The 20,276-nt window shown below is 38.0% G+C and carries 15 protein-coding genes, 1 pseudogene and 1 riboswitch; of the genes and pseudogenes, 3 read left to right on the top strand and 13 right to left on the bottom strand.

The window, feature by feature from the left end; genetic code table 11:
• Positions 1-10: 10 nt before the first annotated feature.
• The 4 genes and pseudogenes from D9782_RS10260 to ribE (D9782_RS10245) all read right to left on the bottom strand — a co-directional run bounded on the left by D9782_RS10260 (position 11) and on the right by ribE (D9782_RS10245) (position 2,837).
• Positions 11-226 (bottom strand): hypothetical protein, encoded by a 216-nt coding sequence (locus D9782_RS10260; protein WP_121604706.1) that lies wholly within the window; start codon positions 224-226, stop codon positions 11-13.
• An 873-nt stretch (positions 227-1,099) separates the two neighbouring features.
• Positions 1,100-1,564: a 6,7-dimethyl-8-ribityllumazine synthase gene (gene ribE / locus D9782_RS10255; protein WP_026682777.1), complete on the bottom strand. Its 465-nt coding sequence runs from the start codon at positions 1,562-1,564 to the stop codon at positions 1,100-1,102.
• Position 1,565: 1 nt separating this feature from the next.
• Positions 1,566-2,180: pseudogene (ribB, locus tag D9782_RS10250) on the bottom strand (3,4-dihydroxy-2-butanone-4-phosphate synthase); the annotation flags it as partial.
• Positions 2,181-2,192: 12 nt separating this feature from the next.
• Positions 2,193-2,837, bottom strand: coding sequence for a riboflavin synthase (ribE, locus tag D9782_RS10245; protein WP_026682778.1), 645 nt, complete (start codon positions 2,835-2,837; stop codon positions 2,193-2,195).
• Between the two features lie 418 nt (positions 2,838-3,255).
• Positions 3,256-3,403: riboswitch (FMN riboswitch) on the bottom strand.
• 253 nt (positions 3,404-3,656) lie between these two features.
• Here ribE (D9782_RS10245) and D9782_RS22870 point away from each other — a divergent pair.
• Positions 3,657-3,875 (top strand): hypothetical protein, encoded by a 219-nt coding sequence (locus D9782_RS22870; protein ID WP_162986374.1) that lies wholly within the window; start codon positions 3,657-3,659, stop codon positions 3,873-3,875.
• A 47-nt stretch (positions 3,876-3,922) separates the two neighbouring features.
• On the opposite strand, the gene D9782_RS10240 is transcribed toward D9782_RS22870, so the two are convergent.
• The gene (locus D9782_RS10240; protein WP_121604705.1) at positions 3,923-5,209 is read right to left on the bottom strand and encodes a globin-coupled sensor protein; all 1,287 of its coding nucleotides are present in this window, start codon (positions 5,207-5,209) and stop codon (positions 3,923-3,925) included.
• Positions 5,210-6,071: 862 nt separating this feature from the next.
• Between D9782_RS10240 and D9782_RS10235 the strand changes: the two genes are divergently transcribed.
• Positions 6,072-10,343 carry a S8 family peptidase gene (locus D9782_RS10235; RefSeq protein ID WP_121604704.1) on the top strand — a complete coding sequence of 1,424 codons (4,272 nt, stop codon included), beginning with the start codon at positions 6,072-6,074 and terminating at the stop codon, positions 10,341-10,343.
• 405 nt (positions 10,344-10,748) lie between these two features.
• On the opposite strand, the gene D9782_RS10230 is transcribed toward D9782_RS10235, so the two are convergent.
• From D9782_RS10230 to D9782_RS10215, 4 genes are all read right to left on the bottom strand, one after another.
• Entirely contained in the window at positions 10,749-12,122 is a 1,374-nt protein-coding gene (locus D9782_RS10230; protein ID WP_051388448.1) for a (Fe-S)-binding protein, read from the bottom strand.
• Positions 12,122-13,534, bottom strand: coding sequence for a glycolate oxidase subunit GlcD (gene glcD / locus D9782_RS10225; RefSeq protein WP_121604703.1), 1,413 nt, complete (start codon positions 13,532-13,534; stop codon positions 12,122-12,124). The genes D9782_RS10230 and glcD overlap by 1 nt, the downstream gene beginning before the upstream one ends.
• Positions 13,535-13,670: 136 nt before the next feature.
• Complete coding sequence (locus D9782_RS10220) at positions 13,671-14,792, bottom strand: CdaR family transcriptional regulator (RefSeq protein ID WP_026682782.1); 1,122 nt, start codon at positions 14,790-14,792, stop codon at positions 13,671-13,673.
• Positions 14,793-14,978: 186 nt separating this feature from the next.
• Positions 14,979-15,554: a peroxiredoxin family protein gene (locus D9782_RS10215; RefSeq protein WP_026682783.1), complete on the bottom strand. Its 576-nt coding sequence runs from the start codon at positions 15,552-15,554 to the stop codon at positions 14,979-14,981.
• 95 nt (positions 15,555-15,649) lie between these two features.
• On the opposite strand from D9782_RS10215, the gene D9782_RS10210 reads away from it, so the two are divergent.
• Positions 15,650-16,636 carry a P1 family peptidase gene (locus D9782_RS10210; RefSeq protein ID WP_026682784.1) on the top strand — a complete coding sequence of 329 codons (987 nt, stop codon included), beginning with the start codon at positions 15,650-15,652 and terminating at the stop codon, positions 16,634-16,636.
• A 398-nt stretch (positions 16,637-17,034) separates the two neighbouring features.
• Here the strand turns inward: D9782_RS10210 and D9782_RS10205 are convergent, their stop codons facing one another.
• The 4 genes from D9782_RS10205 to D9782_RS10190 form a co-directional block, all read right to left on the bottom strand.
• Positions 17,035-18,222, bottom strand: coding sequence for an N-acetylmuramoyl-L-alanine amidase family protein (locus D9782_RS10205; RefSeq protein WP_162986373.1), 1,188 nt, complete (start codon positions 18,220-18,222; stop codon positions 17,035-17,037).
• Between the two features lie 527 nt (positions 18,223-18,749).
• On the bottom strand, positions 18,750-18,980 hold the full coding sequence (locus D9782_RS10200; RefSeq protein WP_026682786.1) for an excisionase family DNA-binding protein: 231 nt from the start codon (positions 18,978-18,980) through the stop codon (positions 18,750-18,752).
• A 77-nt stretch (positions 18,981-19,057) separates the two neighbouring features.
• Entirely contained in the window at positions 19,058-19,333 is a 276-nt protein-coding gene (locus tag D9782_RS10195; RefSeq protein WP_026682787.1) for a GNAT family N-acetyltransferase, read from the bottom strand.
• Positions 19,334-19,416: 83 nt separating this feature from the next.
• Positions 19,417-20,253, bottom strand: a complete 837-nt coding sequence (locus tag D9782_RS10190) for a GNAT family N-acetyltransferase (RefSeq protein ID WP_161629275.1) — start codon at positions 20,251-20,253, stop codon at positions 19,417-19,419.
• Positions 20,254-20,276: the final 23 nt, after the last annotated feature.

The following is a 20,276-nucleotide window of genomic DNA, read 5'->3' as shown; positions in this document are numbered from 1 at the left end:
CGATCATCCTTCAACTCTTTCGATTCTTTAACCATGTTTTAATAATAATAACAATTAACAATAGCATCCAAGAAGTTACAAGGTAGAAAATAACTTTACTTGGCTCAGCCATCTCTGAAAAGAAAAAAGCCATTCCCGTCCATACAACAGCAATGATTACTAATTGTCCTAATAATAGCTTAATAATAATCTCCCCCATATCTGTGAACACAAGATCTTTTATCATTCATATTTTTTATATATAAAGTGAAACTTCAATCCGTGGGGGGTTTTGTTTTTCCCCACGGATGGTTAGTACCACAAGGGTATGACCTAAAGGCCCTTAAACCAATCGGACGTTACTAGCAGTTGCCCCCCCTCTTACATATTGGGTTCACTTCATTGCTTGAAGTGGCGGATTACTGCCAGTTATATGCGGGATAAAGTGAAACTTCCATCCGTGGGGGGTTTTGTTTTTCCCCACGGATGGTTAGTACCACAAGGGTATGACCTAAAGGCCCTTAAACCGATCGGACATTTACTGGCAGTTGTTCCACACTTACCCATATTGGGTTCACTTTATTGCTTAAAGTGCGGATCTTACTGCCAGTTATATGCGGGATAAAGTGAAACTTCCATCCGTGGGGGGTTTTGTTTTTCCCCACGGATGGTTAGTACCACAAGGGTATGACCTAAAGGCCCTTAAACCGATCGGACATTTATTGAAAGTTGTTCCACACTTACCCATATTGGGTTCACTTCATTGCTTAAAGTGCGGATCTTACTGCCAGTTATATGCGGGATAAATTAAAAAAATCCTCTACGGACAAGTTTATCCTATCCCTATGGATTTTTCCAACGTTAGAAGGATATTATTTTAGATAAAGTGAAACTTCAATCAGTTGGTGGTTTTGTTTATCCACCACTGATTGTTAGGTGAACCAATCGGACATTTACTGGCAGTTGAACACCTTCTTATCCATATTGCTTTCACTTTATTCCTTGAGGTGGGGGGCTTACTGCCAGTTATGTGGAATAAAGTAAGAAAGAGAAATAGCAAAATAAGCAAAGCAACTCCTCTTATTTCTGAGAAGTTGCTTACTTGCTTTGATATATCGTTTTATAATGATCGAAGTAAATTTGCCATTTCTATAGCTGATAACGCTGCTTCCGCTCCTTTATTACCTGCTTTTGTACCAGCACGTTCAATTGCCTGCTCAATGGACTCCGTTGTTAAGACACCAAAAATAACTGGCTTCTCGGATTGTAAGGATGCTTGAGATATCCCCTTTGCTGCTTCATTACAAACATAATCAAAATGAGGTGTCGAGCCTCGAATAACTGTTCCTAAAGTAATAATGGCATCATAGTCTGCTTTCAGAGCCATTTTCTTAGCAATTAATGGAAGCTCGTATGCTCCAGGAACCCAAACAATCGTAATATTTTCCTTTGCTACACCATGTCTAATTAAGGCATCCTCAGCCCCCTCGAGAAGTTTACTAGTAATAAAGTCATTAAACCTACTTACAACAATACCGATTCTTAAATCGGTTCCTACAAGATTACCTTCCAATATATGTCCCATTTTGCTTACACTCCTCTTCTATCATTAATCTATAATTGATTAAATCTTCAATAGAAATCATACATAAGTTAAACTTGGCAGCCATTCTTTCTAAATCTGGCACTCTCGCCATCATGCCGTTTTCTTTAATTATTTCACAGATAACTCCTGATGGGGCTGCTCCACAAAGTTTTGCTAAATCCACGGAAGCTTCTGTATGTCCAGGACGTGTTAAAACACCTCCACCCTTAGCAATTAAAGGAAATACGTGACCTGGCTGTTTAAAATCCTCTTTCATTGCAAATTTATTAACTAAGGCACGAATTGTCGTTGAGCGTTCATGTGCGCTTATCCCAGTAGTTGTATCCTTATAATCTACACTGACTGTAAAGGCTGTTGATAGCGGATCGTTATTGTTTGATGTCATTAAAGAAAGTCCAACTCGCTCTGCTACTTCTGACTCAATCGATGTACAAACCAGGCCTTTACCGTGGGTGATCATAAAGTTTATCGTATCAGGAGTGATCAGTTCAGATAGTGCTACTAAATCTCCTTCATTTTCTCTCTGTTCATCATCCACAACGATGATAGGTCTCCCTGTCTTTAATTGATCGATAGCCTCTTCAATTGTGTTCATTTATGGCACCTCCTAGATAATACCTTTTTGTTTAAGAAAATTATGATCAAGCTTCCTTGAATCAGTAGAATGGGAAAGCAATTGCTCTACATGTTTCACGAGCATATCACACTCTATATTCACCAAGCTCCCCTTGCCTTTATCTCCTAAAATAGTCACGGAAGCTGTATGAGGAATTAATGATATCGTAAAGACATTCCCACGAACTTGAAATAGTGTTAAGCTTACACCATCGACTGCAATCGAACCCTTTTTTAGTAAATATCTTTCTAGTTCCTTATCCACTTCAATGTCATAATAAATGGCATTCTCCTTTTGATATTTCTGAATAATCGTTCCAGTACCGTCAACATGGCCAGAAACAAAATGTCCACCAAATCGACTGTTAACTCCCATCGCCCTCTCTAGGTTCACTTCAGACCCTTTCGTCAGTTCCTTTAGAGAGGTAGCTTTCATTGTCTCTGGCATCACCTCAGCAGAGAAGCCAATATCATCAAATGCAGCAACTGTTAGACAAGTCCCATTAACAGCAACACTATCACCAACGTGCATATCCATGATCACCTTTTTGGCAGTAATTGTTAAAAAGATTGCCTGTTTAGATGGTTGCTTTATGGAGCGAATGACACCTTTCTCTTCAATAATTCCAGTAAACATAAATTTCACTCCTTTTTCCTAAAATTGAAGCGTACTAGATCGAACTTATACTGGTTTTATCTTTCCAACCAGTAGAACAAAAGCGCAAGCGCACGATTAGAAACGTAGCGACTAGAGCCAGTCAACGGAGATAAAGGAATCACGTTGTGCTTGCGAACCGATGATGACTTATCGCAGGGCGATTCGTGAAGTCGCATCGTTTCTTGGCGCTGGAGCTGGACGCGGTTCAACACGCCCAAATTTATCCATATGGACAAATTTACTAGACTACGAAAAAAGCCTCTGAATTTCGCTTCAGAGGCTTTGAGGACAGAATTTCGTCACCACATGTATACGTAAATAAGCCATTGAAAATATGAATGGCAAAAAAACGTTGGCAAATAGCATACGTATCCTATTTGCTAACATGCTGCGTCAAAAATTCCTTCTCCCATCCAGACTTTAACTGTCGGCTCTGGAGTCACACCAGATCCACCGTTTGGCATTATGCCGCACGGGTCACGGACTAAGAAGTAAATAACTTCATCACCGCCGATTGGGAATTTCACCCGACCCCGAAGGAAATAACTACTATATTATATTTTCCTTATTACGGTAGTAACTTTTTATTATTATAGGGGCATTTATTGGTTCCTATAAACCACCGCCAAGTTCCTACCAAAATCCTTCCACTTTCCTTAAGGATTATTGCTTAAATATTATCAATACTTATATAAAAATGCAAGGAGATATTTTTCTCCCCCATCATCTTTATAGCTTCCTAAAGTTGTGTAAGCATTCATTTAACTATAGATATTCGTACTTCTGTAATCAAATCAAGTGAAGCTTCCATCTGTTTTTAAAACATATACGTACAAAGGCTTCATTCGCCACATCCTGTGGCAACGCCTTTGTGACCTACTTCCATTTAGGCCCGAACCAATCGGACATTTACTGGCAGTTGATCCACACTTATCCATATTGGTTTCACTTGATTGCTTGAAGTGGGGACTTACTGCCAGTTATATGCGGGATAAAAAAAAATATATGGTTATATAATAAATGGGTCACACCATAAAATAGTAATTATTACAGTACCTTCCTTGCTATTGCATTTCACTAGTAATCATCGTAAGATTATCTGCTGAAGAAGCCACTTCGTCCATTGCTTTACCTAATTCATCCAATACGTTCACAAATGAAATAAACTCTTTTTCAATCTTATTATTTTGAATCCTGGTTTTTTTCATCGTATTAACAATCTCTGCAAAATGCGTTTCCGATTCTTTTAACGTATCGTTTCCATTTTCGATTTCTTCGCTAATTTTATATAATGATCCAGTTAATTTTTCTACTTGTTGATCTGTATTCGAGATAAGGGTTGACACATTTGTGACTGATCTTTTTGTTTCATCTGCAAGTTTCCGAACTTCTTCTGCCACGACTGCAAATCCACGACCGTGCTCACCAGCTCGTGCAGCCTCAATTGAAGCATTAAGAGAAAGCAGGCTTGTTTGATCAGCGATCCCCGTTACAATATCAATAATTCCTTGCATTTTTTTTGATATATCTGCTAAAGCCTTCACCTCACTAGCAAGCTTATGTATAGAATAATGAATTGTCGACATGTTTTCCTTCTGTTCGTTTACTTGCTGCTTACCATTTGTCGCTCGCTTCTCTGCTAAATGTGAAAGCTCTGACCCAGCATTCGCAATTAATACAATTTCATCTGATTGTGAACTCAGTTGTTGGAACGCAGCATTTGTTTCTTCCGATATGGCCGCAAGATTCTCCGATGCATGTGCTACATTTTCTCGTATTAATTGCTTTTGTTCCTCTGCTTGTTTTTTTATCCGCTCTGTTTCCGCATCATATGCTTCCAATACCAGCTGTTGCTCTAAATTTACTATTTTTGAAATGGATCGAATTGCTAGGAAACATTCGTCTTTTGAGTTAATGTTCTTCTCTATTATTGTCACCAATGACAAGAACAGGTCTTGAAAGGCACACATGTACCACTTTGTATCAAGTCCGATATGTACATGTATTAAAGCGATTCGTTGTCGTTTGGAGAAATATTCCTCATTGATTACCCCTGTAAACATTTCCGAGATATGTCTTTTTAAAGTTTGCTTTAGTTTTTCTATAGAACTATGTTGATTAATAATTTGTAGTAAAGCAGGTTCATTTTCTAGATTTTGATAAAATCTATCAACCATAAAACCCAGATTTTCTACGACATATTCTTGCGTACAATGAATTATTCGTAAATCGGTCTCCGTAAGTCCAATCATCTGAAATTGTCTCTCTACTTCACTACCAGCTTCTATTTGAAGCTTGGCTTGTCCACCTTCTAATTGACGTGTGGTAGTTTTTTTGGTATTTCTTAACATCAATTGTTTCCCCCTATCTGTATAGGGTTAATATCGGCAAAATAGTTACTTATTTTCAGTCTAGTGAACGATCCCTTCGATCGACTTGTAGTTTTTATGGTTAATTCAGCCCTAATTTACTAGATAGTCTATTTTCACGCGAGTATAAATGTTTATAAAGTGAAAATTCAATGAGTTAGGGGTGTTGTTTTATCCTCCACCGAAAGTTAGTTCCAGAGCAAAAGCGAAAGCGCCTGATTAGAACCGTAGGGACTGGAGCGAGTCAACGGAGATAAAGAAATTACGATGAGCTTGCAAGCCGATGATGACTTAGATTAGGGAGATTCGTGAAGTCACCTCGTTTCTGGGTGCTGGAGCTGGATGTGGCTCAACACGCCCATATTTATCCACATGGGCAAATTTTATACTTCTTATCTTTCAAGGATATGACCTAAGGCCTTTGAACCAATCGGACATTGACTGGCAGTCCATCCCCTACTTAAACATATTGGTTTCCTTTATTGCTTGAATTTATATGCGGGATAAACGAAACACATATGATGCCCTATTTTCATTAATAAAGAAATAATTGCATGAAATCAAATTGCGAAACTAATACCAATGGTTTATTTATCAATAACCGTTTAAAAACCTGGTAAATGTTAGTGACCTAAGATTATTAATGTATTCACGTTTACACGCTGTTCACTACAATGAAGCAGGAGAAAAGAACTACGAAAAATTTTGGAAAAATAGCTACAAAACTATCATTTTTAAAATTAAGACAAATATTGACAAAGTTCTACACTACTCTCCATATATAGTTAGAGACAACTACCAATGGAACTAGGGGGAATTTATACCAAAAAAAGGAGGAGAAAAAATGCAGCAATTTCCCATGAGGAAATATATTGCCGTTCTGCTAATCTGTATCTTACTTATCACATTAGCTACGCCATATCTATCACATGTTTTTGCCCAACAAGATAAGCGCGAGTCTGCTAGTCAAGTAATACAAAGTAAGCTAGTAAAAACATTTGATAAAACTGATTATGTGCGTTATCTAGTTATTCTTAAGGATCAGGTCAATACTGTACAGCTAGCAGAAAGTGCAAAAAAAGAAGCAATACAAGCAAAACTTTCTACCGCTAAGGCAAAACAACTCAAACAAAGGACCGTTGTGTCTGCATTACAAGAAAATGCCGAAAAAACGCAACAGGATCTAAAGTCCTTACTAAAAAAACAAAAACAATCGGGGAACATCAAGCAATTTCACAGCTATTTCATTGTTAATGCCTTTTCTGTTACCGGAAATGAGAAATCAGTGGAAAGAATCGCTAAATCTAAGCAGGTAAAATCGATCATACTGGATGAACAACAGCAACTTCTTCCTATTGAAGAGGATAATACGTTCGCCGTAAAACAAACAGACAACCAGTCAGAGGATACCGAATGGAATATTGAGCGAGTAGGAGCACCGGAAGTTTGGGAAAGAAATATAACTGGAGAGGGTACCGTCGTTGCAAATATTGATAGTGGAGTAGAAGGTAATCATCCAGCTTTAACCAGACAATACAGAGGTTATCAAGAAGATGATCCCGATCAACCAGTTCATGAATTCAATTGGCATGACGCTGTTTTTGATCGCTCACGTCCAATGGATTCAGATGGCCACGGAACGCATACCATGGGCACGATGGTTGGTCAAGAGGAAGGTGGACAAAATAAAATCGGTGTCGCTCCAGGTGCAAAGTGGATTGCTACCAGAGCATTCTATCAAGGAACAGGCTATGACTCTTATATTTTGGAAGCCGCAGAATGGATACTAGCCCCAACAGATGCGAACGGTGAGCCTCATCCGGAAAAAGCTCCAGATGTGGTAAATAACTCTTGGGGTGGTAGCCCAATAAACAATGACTGGTTTCGACCAATGGTACAGGCATGGCGCAGTGCTGGAATCGTTCCTATATTCTCTGTAGGAAATGCAGGGTTCTTGAATCCATCAGAGCCTGGTACAGCTTCAGCACCAGCGAATTATCCAGAATCCATTGCTGTCGGTGCTACTGATGCAAATGATGATTTAGCATCGTTCTCTCTTCAAGGACCGTCAGAGAGAGGTGAAATAAAACCAGATATCTCTGCTCCCGGAGTTACCATTCGTTCTTCTCTACCTGGTGCATCATGGGATACATTTGACTATGGGGAGTCTAGCGGTACTTCTATGGCCGCCCCACATGTTGCAGCTGCAATATTATTAATGAAGCAAGTCGATGCTTCTTTAACCGTTGATGAGATAGAAAATATCTTAAAGCTAACTGCTACGGAAAAAACGAATGAGGAGTATACAAATGCCCCAAATAATGGTTATGGGTACGGTATTCTAAATGTAGACGATGCAGTAGAAGCTGTTGAACAAGGAATAGGCACAATTACAGGACAGGTTCAGACGTATGGACAAGATGATCAAGCTCCAACAGTAGAATCAGAACTCAGAGAAGCTGTGTTTTTAAATGAAAATGCTTCTTTTTCGGTACATGCGGAAGATAATACAAGTGTTAATGATGTTACACTACATGTACAGTATGACAATAATACAGAACGTAGCTATCCAGCTGCTATAATTGAAGGAAACCATCAAAGTGGTTCGTATACTTCTGTTGTGCCACTAGAAGATATTTCAGGTATGTCACTACATTATTGGTGGAGAGTCGAAGATTTCAGTGGAAATGTAACAGAAAGTGAACCTCAATTAGTTCGTATAGAGGAAGGTATAACGGATGGCTACTCAGAAGACTTTGAATCTTATCCAGACGGCTGGTATTCCTTTGGTACTAATAATTCCTGGGAATGGGGACTACCAAGCTACGGACCAGAAGAAGCGGCCTCTGGTAGAAAATTACTGGGCACAAATCTTCGTGGACAATATGAAATGCATTCAGATATGACGATGGTTATGCCACCAATTCTTCCAGAGAACGGAACACAACTGCGCTTTAAACAATGGTACGAGTTAAGCTATTTCGGCTGGGATACAGGAACAATATATGTTTCTACTGACAAGGAAAATTGGGAAGAATTGTATCATATTACAGAATCGAATGACAACTGGCACGAAACAGGAATTGATTTATCTGACTATGCAGGAGAAAAGATTTATATTGGGTTTAATTTAAAGTCACAGGATAATCAATTTGCTGGATGGTATCTTGACGATGTTCGTCTAACAAACGATCGTGCACAAAAAAACGAGAAGCAAAACATGAAAACATCTGGAACGATGAAAACGACTATGCAGGAACATTTATCCTATCCAATATCTACTTTACAAGCAACCAATGATTCAGATCTCTTACCCGTAGGTGAAGCTACCATTGGAGTAGAAGAAACTGGATGGGAAACAAAATCCAATCCTAAAAATGGAGAATTTATCATTCATCACCCACCCGGTGATTACACACTATCCGTTAATGCCTATGGATATAGCTCGGTAACAGAGACTGTGACGTTATCTGAGAATGGGGATATTTCTCCGACAATTTCCTTAGAGCCGCTACCTAAGCAGGAAATCTCGGGAACAATTACAGATAAAAACGGTAATAAAATTGAAAATGCAACCATTTTTCTATTGGAAGACGAGCATGCGGAACCTGTTAAATCTAGCGAAAATGGTACCTATACTTTGCAAGCCTATGAGGGTGCTTATACAGTAAAAGTATTTGCAGAAGGATATGATGGTGAAGCTAAGTCTGTACTGGTGAAGGAAAATGAGGCAAACCAGCTAGACTTTGAATTAACAACGTTCTCCAGCAATGAGACGTCAGAAATTTATTATGACAATGGAGACTATGGTAAAAATCTAGCCATGCTCTTAGAAGGCAATGGCTTTGCTGTAAAAATGGCTTTAGATGAAGGAAAGGAATCCGCTATGCTAACAGGTGCAAAGCTCCAATTTTGGGCATCTCACGTCCCTGTACCTGGTGGAGATGATATTTTGATCGCAATTTATGATGCCACGGGTGAAAATGGAGCTCCTGGAAATCGATTAGCGGGACCAATTGAAGCAAAAGCAAAACGAGATTTAAATCAATGGACAGAAGTAGACCTTTCGCAACATGGCATTGTCGTTGAGGATGATTTCTATGTCGTTTACCTTCAAGCAAATGACTATCCGTTTATTCCTGGATTTGTTTCAGATGGTGACATTGAAAATGCTGCGGGAAAAAGCTGGGACTACATTGGCGGAAAATGGTTCAAAGCAAACGATAATATAGGTAACTATATGATACGTGCTGTGGTTGATTATGGAAAAGACACTCCTGATTTTGCAACACCTGTAATCACATCACCGGAAGCGGATTACGATACCAATGAGCAACAGCTCACAATCGAGGGTACCGCCTCTCCAGGAACCATTGCACAGCTTATGAATAACGATGAAGAACGTGAATCAGTGGAGGTTGCTGAAGACGGATCCTTTACAATAGATACAGTGCTTACGGAAGGAGAAAATGAGCTTACTATCGTCTCTTTATACAACGGTCAGCCCGTAGGTGAATCAGAATCGGTTACTGTTACGTTCAGCAAAGAACCTTCCCTAACAATTGATTCTCCTAAGGATGGAGAAAAAACAAATCGAGAAGTTATAACTGTTGAAGGTACAGTATCCGTTGGTAATCTTGATGTTGTCACAGTTAATGGACAACAAGCAACGGTTTCGGACGATGGTAATTACACAAAACGGGTTATGGTAAACAATGGTGAAAATCTAATCGAAGTCATTGCAAAAGATAGAAGCGGAAATCAGGTCAAGAAAACCATTACAGTTGACGTAAACCATACCATTCCATCTATTAATCACCTTAATCCGGAGGATGACGTATTTCTTGAAACAGGAGAATCCGTTCATATCGAGTTTGATAGTGTTCCAGGTCTTAAAGCTTCTTTTCTTATTCATATGCCACTGGTTAATGAACCCTTAGGACTTGCAAATGTAACCGAATTGCCCATGATAGAAACATCAGATGGCCATTATCAAGGCTTTTGGACAGCAATCAATAACCTACGTGCACAAGGAGCTGTTATTGAAGTTAAGGTTGAAGATGAATATGGAAATACTAATCGTCAACAGGCAAACGGAAAACTCTTTATAAATTGAGACTTCTTTCAGTGGGGGTTTTGTTTATCCCCCCACTTACCAATAATGGTTTCCCTTTATTGCTTGAAGCGGGTGGAGTACTGCCAGTTATATAGGAGATAAATGACGACGGAATCATCTCCTTTGGAGCAAACGTTATGGAAAGGAGATTGATCCAAAGCCATGTAAAGTGGAAATGACGGAAAATGCTAATATTCTATGATATTCTATGAGATGAAAAATAGTATAAAGAAGATGTAGTAAAAGGTCTAACTCTTTCCCACGGAATATCGCATATTTCCGTGATTAGAAAAAGGAGCTGTCTTTTTGAAGTGACAGCTCCTTTTTTGTAGTCTAGGAGATATTTTATCTCCTTTAGCTCGCTCCAGTCATTACGTTTCTAATTTGGCGCTAGCACTTTTGTTCTTATGTCTGCATAGCTAAAAATTGTTGATTACTTGATTCGTTTGTAGCATTCGCATTCTCATATGCTTCAAGTAGTAAATCAACGATATGCACAGCTTGCATTTCATCAGATAATCCTTCACGCTCAATCCCAAGCTTCATCTGCAATAAACAACCTGGGTTAGCAGTAACAATCATTTTTGCCTCTGTTTTCTGTACCTGCTCCATTTTGTAATCTAAAATTTGCATAGACATTTCCGATTGTACAATATTGTAGATACCTGCTGAACCGCAGCATCGGCTTGCATCCTTCATTTCTACATACCGAACACCTTCGATAGACTCAAGTAATTGTCTAGGCTCCATAAACGTCTTTTGTCCATTTTTCAGATGGCAAGAGTCTTGATAGGTAATAATTTTTTTCTCAAGCGCAAGCGGTTGTTTATGAAAATCTAATTCAATTAATATACTTGTTATATCTTTAATCTTAGCACAAAAACTTTTCGCACGTTCACTCCATACAGGATCATCCTTTAGGAGATGATCATATTCTACTAAAAAGGCACCACAGCCTCCCGCATTGGTAATAATAAAATCAACACCCGCTACTTCAAATGCCTGAATATTACGTTTTGCCATTTCTTTTGCTTGTTTCAATTCCCCACTATGACCATGTAGAGCACCACAGCATGCTTGCGTATCAGGAACGACAATTTCACAACCTGCATACTGTAACAATTTTACGGTGGCATCATTTGTGCGCATAAACATTGTATCCATTAAACAACCAGAGAAAAAGGCAACTTTCTTCTTTCGTTCCTTTACTAGTGGCTGTAAGTGGCGTGGTCGAGCCTTCATTTCACTTTTTTTCGGAACTTTTGGCAACACCTTTTCCATTGTACGCATGCTTTCAGGAAACAGCTTCATTATACCTGTTGCCTGTGCTAGCTTCTGCGCACCTGACCTCTGATAAAAACTCAATAATCCCGTTAGCCCTACCATTCGATTTTGATGTGGAAAAATACCTTTAAAAAAGATACCCTTCATAACTTTTTCAGGTACGGTTTGTTTTTTATTTTGATAAATCGCATCCCTAGCTTGCTCTAACAATCTACCAAAATTCACACCAGAAGGACAAACTGGTTCACATGCCCTACAACCAAGACACATATCAATGGATTGCTTTACTTCTTCACTCGGCTCAATAACACCATCTACAAGCCCCTTCATTAATGCAATCCTACCTCTAGGTGAATGGACCTCATTTCTTCCCGTTTCAATATACGTTGGACAAGTTGGTAAACAGAAACCACACCTGGTACAATTCATTAATTCATCGTAATCCATTTTTTCTTTGAATGCTGACTGAATTTGCTTTTTTTCCTGTTTATCCATCATTGTTCAACCACCACTCTTTTTCTTTCAGTGGCCTCAAACATTTTACCCGGATTCATAATCATATTTGGATCAATCGCTTTTTTAATGCTACGCATCGCTTCCACTCCATGCTCACCAGCCTTCAAATGTAAATATGGAAGCTTCATCATACCTACTCCATGCTCACCAGTAATTGTCCCACCAAGATCCACTGCTTTTTGAAAGATTTCCGCAAATGCTTTTTCAACTAATTCGATTTCTTCTTCATTTCGAGCATCCGTTAAGCACGTCGGGTGTAAATTCCCATCTCCTGCGTGACCGAATGTACAGATGTTTAATTGATATTTTTCTGCTATTTTACCGATTGCTTTTACCATTTCTGCAATTTCTGAACGCGGGACTGTTGCATCCTCTAATATGGTGGTTGGCTTTAATCGTGACAAAGCTGATAAAGCTGATCTCCTTGCAGCAGTTAATTGATCTGCTTCCTCATTAGTCCTTGCTACCTGAACATCAAACGCTCGATTTTCCTTACATAACGCTTCTATTTTCTCCATGTCGCGAGCAACTACTTCTGCTGCACCATCTTGTTCAATTAACAAAACGGCTTTTGCTTCTGTTGGTAACCCAATTTTTGCAAAATCCTCAACTACCTGAACTGTTGCTTGATCAAGAAATTCCAACGTTGCAGGAATAATTCGGTTAGCAATAATCGCGGAAACCGTTTCTGCAGCAGCTTCTAAATCCTCATAAAGTGCAAGCATTGTCTTTTTTGTCTCGGGTTGTGGTATTAATTTCAGGATCGCTTCCGTAATGACACCAAGCGTTCCTTCAGCACCTATATATAATCTGGTTAAGTCATAGCCAGCAACATCCTTAGCTAGCTTTCCACCTGTTCGAATGATTTCACCGTTAGGGAGCACAACCTCTAGACCAAGAACATAATCTCTCGTTACCCCATATTTGAGTCCACGAAGACCACCGGAATTCTCACTAATATTGCCACCAATCTGAGAAATATGCATCGAACCAGGATCGGGTGGATAAAACAATCCAACTTCTATGGCTGCCTCCAAAATTTCTTTTGTATAAACACCTGGTTGAACGGTCATCGTTAAATTTTCTTGATCAATCTCTAAGATCTGATTCATGTGCTTGAATATCAAAACGATTCCGCCCTCTGTTGGGGTTGTACCTGCACATAAATTCGTTCCTGAACCACGTGGTACAATTGGGATTTTATACTCGTTACAGAGCTTGACAACTGCCGCTACCTCCTGTTTATTACGCGGAGCGACCATAGCATCAGGAAGTGCTTGATATCTTGCAGTAGAATCGTAGGAATAAGCTAATAAGCTAGCATTATTATCTTCCACATTTTCCACTCCAACAATGGAAACCAGTTTTTCTTTTACATTCATATGTAACATATACATTCTCCTAATTTGTCATCATACTTCTATTTTATGAAATAATAAAAGAAAAATATATGTGCGATTGCACAAATATTTTTCTTAGTAAGCGAATTCCTTTATACATATGAACAAAAAGTTTAACACATTTTAGTTATGTTTTCCTTTTTTCATTATAAAATCGATGACTTATATATAAAAGCATTAAATCGTCTACATTTCTCACATTTAATTTTGTTACATCCGCAATTCGATTTAAACGATAGTGCAGTGTGTTTTTATGAATATGTAATTTATCTGCTGTTAATTGCACTGCCATATTATTCTCGAACCAACTTGATAGTGTTTGCATTAATTCTTCCTCTTGAATTAACGCTCCTATTGAACGTAGGACAAACTGATCTTTTGTCTCTGCGGATAATTCATGTGTCAACATCTCAAAACGTAGATCTGCTTCAAAAACAACGGGATGTTTAGAATTAGCATATTCACTAGATTTATTCGCCTGCTGGAACGAGTAAGATAATCTTTTTGAATCGTTTTTATTGCCAACGCCTGCATATAGCTGAATATCCATTTCCTTTTTTATATGAGTAATAAATGAGAGCAGCTTTTCAGTTAGCCTATCCTTTTCTACCGCTTCCAGCAGCATAACAATTTTTTCTTGTCCCCAGCGAATAAATAATGCGTTTATCGTTGAACTCCATAATTTCTTTACCATTTCAAGTTGGTTATACGTCAGATTTATTTTTAGATAATCACACTTAAAAACAACAACCTGATCATAGGAAAACATATCAATATGAAGAAAGTCGCTTCGCTCTAATAATTGTGAAAAATCCCCTGTATGGTTAAGCCAATCAAAAATAAAAAATTCCAAATCACGTGTTTTACTTTCCTGATTAATTCGAGCAACGGAGTCATGAATAAATAATTCAGTAACCTTTTGTACGAGCATTGCATATGGTTCTACAACACTAGGTTCGCCAGTTATTCCTAAAACTCCCATCGGTTTATCTTCAATAATAATAGGTAGTACAACACCAGGGCGGACTCCTCGTAGTCGCTTTACATCGTCATCTGTCATAATCATCTTTTCCTTGTTTTTCATAGCAAGATAGGAGCCCTCATGAAAACTACCAATACGATCCGAGTTTGTACTTGCAACGATTACACCTTGCTCATTTGTCAATATAACCTGTTCATCTATTAAACGATTAATTTCTCGTACGATCGCATTATATATTTGATCTGTATGAAATAGAACATTGTCCAATAGCTTCACCTACTAATTCGCTTAGTTATTTCATCTATTCTATCACTATTATGATCGCATAGAAAAGAAATACTCATTTACGAGACGGTGACAAAAGTGTTTAAATCAACGAAAAACAGAACAACGATAAATGTTGGTTTTCACCGGTATGGCATGTAAACGGATTGGATTATAGAACACCAAATGTTATTCTAACTTCTGAAATTCCTGAATCATTAACTCATAGCTCATTGCTCCGAAGGCTTTATATTGAATATGCCCTTTGGAATCAATTAAGTACGTAGTCGGTATTGGTTTGATTTGATATCTGTCACTGACTTCTGCTGCTTCATCCAATAAGATTGGAAACGTCAGCTTATATTGCTTTATAAAGTTAGTAACATCACTTTTTTTCCGCTCTGTACTTGTTAAATTAACAGCAAGTAATACGACATCTTTGTCTTGATAGAAGCGTTGCATTGCTGGCATTTCATCACGACATGGTGGACACCATGATGCCCAGAAATTTAACATTACTTTTTTTCCACGAAAATCTGATAAACGATATTTCTTACCATCTAGACCTTTTAACGTAAAATCTGGTGCTAGTTTCCCTACTTGAAGCCCTTCATCGATATCACTTGGACTGTTATCACTACTAACAGACACACTTTCCTGCTTTGTATCGTTGGTAGTAGATGGTTGTTCTACGATAATATACAGCATATAAATAATGGTAATTATAGCTACCAACAATGGTAGGTATAGCGTCACTCGCTTCATAAATGCCCTCCTTGACATACTATTTAGGACTATTATTCCACATACGCTAGGAGAACATACTTTGCTATAATACTTTAAAAAAGGAGTAATTATTCATGAAACTACAAAAAGGGATAAACAACTGTATTACCGATGTACATGATGTTCATGTAGGCCATGTAACACGATATGAAAAATTAAATGAGGAGCAAACCATTTGTACTGGTGTAACCGCTATATTGCCACACAGTGGTAATCTATTTCGAAAAAAAACACATGCTGGCAGCGCTGTATTAAATGGTTTTGGTAAAACAACTGGTCTTGTTCAACTGGAGGAGCTCGGTTTATTAGAATCACCAATTATGCTAACAAATACGTTTAGTGTCGGTTCTGTTTGGCAAGGAACGCTGCAATATATGCTTGAAACAACAAAAGAAATAGGAGATACTACTAGTTCCATTAATCTGGTCGTTGGCGAATGCAATGATAGTTATTTACATACAGCACGATACCCGGCAATTCAACCAGAACATGCCATCCAAGCCATTAGAAATGCAACTATACATCCAGTAAAAGAGGGCGCAGTAGGTGCTGGAAAAGGAATGGTATGTTTCGGCTATAAAGGCGGTATCGGCACTGCATCGCGAATCGTTACCCACCTGAATGAAAAGTATACTGTCGGCTGTCTTGTTGTAAGTAATTTTGGAAAGCGAGAAGATGCTTTATTTGCTGCTTGGGATAAAATATACTTAGACACACCAGATGGATCGATTATGATGGTGATTGCAACGGATGCTCCTATGTATCATAGGCAACTGAAACGGCTAGCCAAACGATGTGCTGCAGGACTAGGAAGAACTGGTAGTCATTTGGATAATGGTAGTGGCGACATTGCAATCGCCTTTTCCACAGCACATACATATGAGCATAAACGAAGTACGATGAACGACGCCATGACGTATCTCCGTGATGATCATCCTATTATGAATCAGTTATTTCAAGCAGTAGTCGAAGTGATTGAGGAAGGTGTTATTCGTTCATTAAAAAAAGCAGATACTACGAAAGGAAGAAAAGGAAGGGTCATTGAAAAGGCACCTTTCTAAGCTAGTACTTGCTAGCGATAAATTTATTTCAGCGCTGGTATGTTAATAGAAATTTAATTACTGATTTAATTAGCTTCACGAATTAACTTGTTAACATGAAAGAGGCTGGGAAAAAACACAACTTCTTTACTCAAAATACGAATAATCATGTTATCAATAGGAGGATCATCGCCGCACCGTGAAAATATATTCGCTTTCCGCAGGCAAGGCCTCAGCTAACTTGGCAAAGAAAAACACGTTACCACGTGGATCTTCGGACTTGTGCTGTTCCCGCCGGAGTCTCGCTTATTTCAGGTGCTAAATGAATGATTCTAATCAAAAAACGAACGATAATTAATTTCACCTAATTATCATTCGTTTTTTATTGTTTTTTCATTCTTTTATCTTAGTCTCTTTCTTTAATTAAAGTAATTCATCAAGCCTTCTACGATACTGTTTGCAACCGTATTTTGATAGTCTTCAGATTGTGCCATAGATAAATCACCTGGATTAGTAATGAACCCTAATTCTACTAATACGCTTGGAAAACGATTTTTACGTAAAACATAGAAGTTACTTTCTTTAATTCCACGACCTTGCAAAGATACATTTTGCTCCAGCGAACCTTGAATATTGCTAGCTAAATCACGGTTTTTTTCACCCGAATGGTAGTATGTTTCAATTCCATTCATTCTCATTAAGGGATGGGCATTGTAATGTAGACTAATAAATGCATGTGTATGATATAAATTACTTAATCTCACTCGCTCGTTCAGAGAAATGTAATAATCACTATTGCGTGTCAGAATAACCGTAGCACCGGCTTGACGCAGCTTTTGCTCCACGTGATCGGCAGTGCGCATAATTATATCTTTTTCGAACACACCGTTTACGCCTAGGGAACCCGGATCTTTCCCTCCATGTCCAGGGTCAATTACAATATTATATCCTTGAAGGGATCCAGTACTAGCAGTATTAGCTTCTCTTTTCTTCTGTTCATCTTTCTTCGTGGATTCCACTTTTTCCGCTTGGGTATTTTCTGTATTTTTTTTGCTAGTTTTCTTAGACACCTGCGTTTGATTTGTTTCGTTGACCTCAAATAAATATTGTGAAGCTACCCATGCTTCTTGTCCATCATAATACGTTTGTACCCAGCCAAAGAATTCCTTGTATACTCTAACTTTATCGCCGTTTTGTAATTGCCCTATTATCGGTGCATCGTGAGAAGGACCAGATCTTACATTTAGATTAGATGTCCCTGCAGCAAATACCTTATCTTTACTCGTTAAAGTTGCTGCATTCTGTGCTTTCGGTAGATTTTTTTGCGTATAGCCTGCCGCTTTCGCTGACGAGCTTGGTTTAAATAAATATTGTGAAGCAACCCATGCCTCTTGACCACCATAATACGTTTGTACCCAACCAAAAGACTCCTTATAAACTTTTACTCTATCACCTTTATCTAGCTTACCTATTATTGGTGCTTGATGATTAGGAGACGACCTTACATTTAAATTAGCTGATCCTACCTCATACATCTCGGCATCTTGGGCGCTAACAGGTAATTCGAATAAATTAATAAAAAGAATGATTACCATACTTATACTCACTGTTATGAGCCGCTTCATTAAATAAAAAGCCTCCTTCATTTTTCCTGTAGTTAGTTTTCATTACTAGATTATAGCAAAGATACAACATCATCCGCCAAAATTTACTAGAAATTAAAAAGAATTTACGTGTGTGCTAAAGGAAGACATTTACTGTTTATAGCTTATTTCTACGTTGTCTTCACTCTCTAACCTCCCTACTTATTTGTAAATAGATTCCTTAGGCTAGAGTCGTATCGTTACTGAAGCAAATGACTTAGTTAAATAAGGACTATTTACCTAATAATCTGAATATACTAAAATTATTATCTTCATATTAATTTATTTTATGTGCTTTGTCTACCAAAATCTACAATTTTAGACAAAATGACTCAGATTAGTTCATAAGTTTCATGTTAAGCATAGAGTGAACTTTCCATCAGTTGGTGAGCGTTTTCTTTATCCCCCACTGATGGTTAGTGGATCAATCCACATATAAAAAACCCGTATCACTTTAAATGTGTAATACGGGTTTTTTTATCGCTTTTTTTCTAATCCTCATCCTTAACATCTATATCTTCAGGAATTGGCTCATTCAAATAATCTAAAATCATTTTACGGTATTTTTCCACCTGCTCTAAATGTGTATGAAATTGCTCTTTATTAATCAGAAACTGTTCACCATCATGAACAGCACGTATTCTACCTTGTAGAACAAGCGCGTTAATCTTTGTTTCCTCCATAGACAAAAACTCCGCCGTTTCCGGTATGGTTAGATACATCATCCTCCATTCCTTTCTTCATCATTTTGGAAACGTAACTCACCTCTAACACGTACTATTAAACCCATCCCCGATTATTATACCAAGATATCACGATATTCTGGAGTTCTTTCCATTTTGTTTTTCGCATAGGAGCAAGCAGGTTTAATCTTTTTTTCTTCTCTCCGTGCAAATTTAACCACTTCATCAACTAATTTCCCTGCAACGCCTTGGCCACGTAATTCTTCCGATACTTTGGTATGAGTAATGATTATATGCCCTTCATCGGAAGTATCAAACGTAATTTCGGCTTCTGGATTTTGTTCATCATCTCCAATATAAAATTTATGATCTCCTTTTTTTACAGCTGCCATTATTCAACCGCTCCTCTAAAATGAATTTGTAAAGATAGTTTTAATAATAACTAAAAAAACTATTCAGTTTGGAGTAATCTTCTTTAAAATATGGGAATAATGACTGCTTTACATGCCTTTTCATAAAATTCAATCGGGCCTGCCCCACCAAGTATTGCATATTCATAACCAATTTCTTTCATATCTCGTAAGCAATGGTGTAATAAACCAAATCCAATTCCGTTTCCTCTTAAGTCTAACTTTACTCCCATTGGACCAAAATAGTTCTTTTTATTTTGAAAGATGTCAAAGGCAGCAAATCCCACATAGTTACGTTGCGAATCAGTAGCAACATAGATCGTATCTTTCCCTTCAACGAAAGCCCTTTCAATTGTTAATGACCATTCCCGCGAAAAGTGATCATAGACAAATGATACAAGCTTATTCCTATCTGTATGATATACACGTCGAATCCCGAATGAAGATGGAATATTTGGAAATGAATAATTACCAAGATGGGTAATCATATCTCTTGCTGTAGCTCCTAAGCTTATCATCATAAACTTATCATCATCCGTCAGTAGCTTGTCCACTTGATCTGTTCTTAACAAAGCTTTGAGTAAATGACCCTCGTTCAAATATATTTGATTGAATTTTTGCATATATCCAATAGCGGAAGCAAAAACAATTGTTACATCTTTTTCAACAGGTATAGAAAAGTATGGACTTGACATTTGCCTATAATCAAAGGTTTGAACGTTTTTATCCACACAACGCAATTCTTCAATACTAATGGAGCTCCAATAGGAAAGCTCAGCCAAAAAACTAGCGTCTTGCTTCAAAAAAGCGATTAATAAATGAAGAATGGACACTGTTTGTTTATCCGTTTTTGCCGCTTCTTCTTCTGCACATTCTATTATCATTTGCATTCTATCTGTCATTCGCATTACCATCCTACCCTCTT

It is taken from the genome of Virgibacillus sp. Bac332 (assembly GCF_003667785.1).
Taxonomy (GTDB): Bacteria; Bacillota; Bacilli; order Bacillales; family Amphibacillaceae; genus Virgibacillus; species Virgibacillus salarius.
The sequence above is the reverse complement of the archived record's forward strand: the minus strand, read 5'-3'. Positions and strand labels throughout refer to the sequence as shown.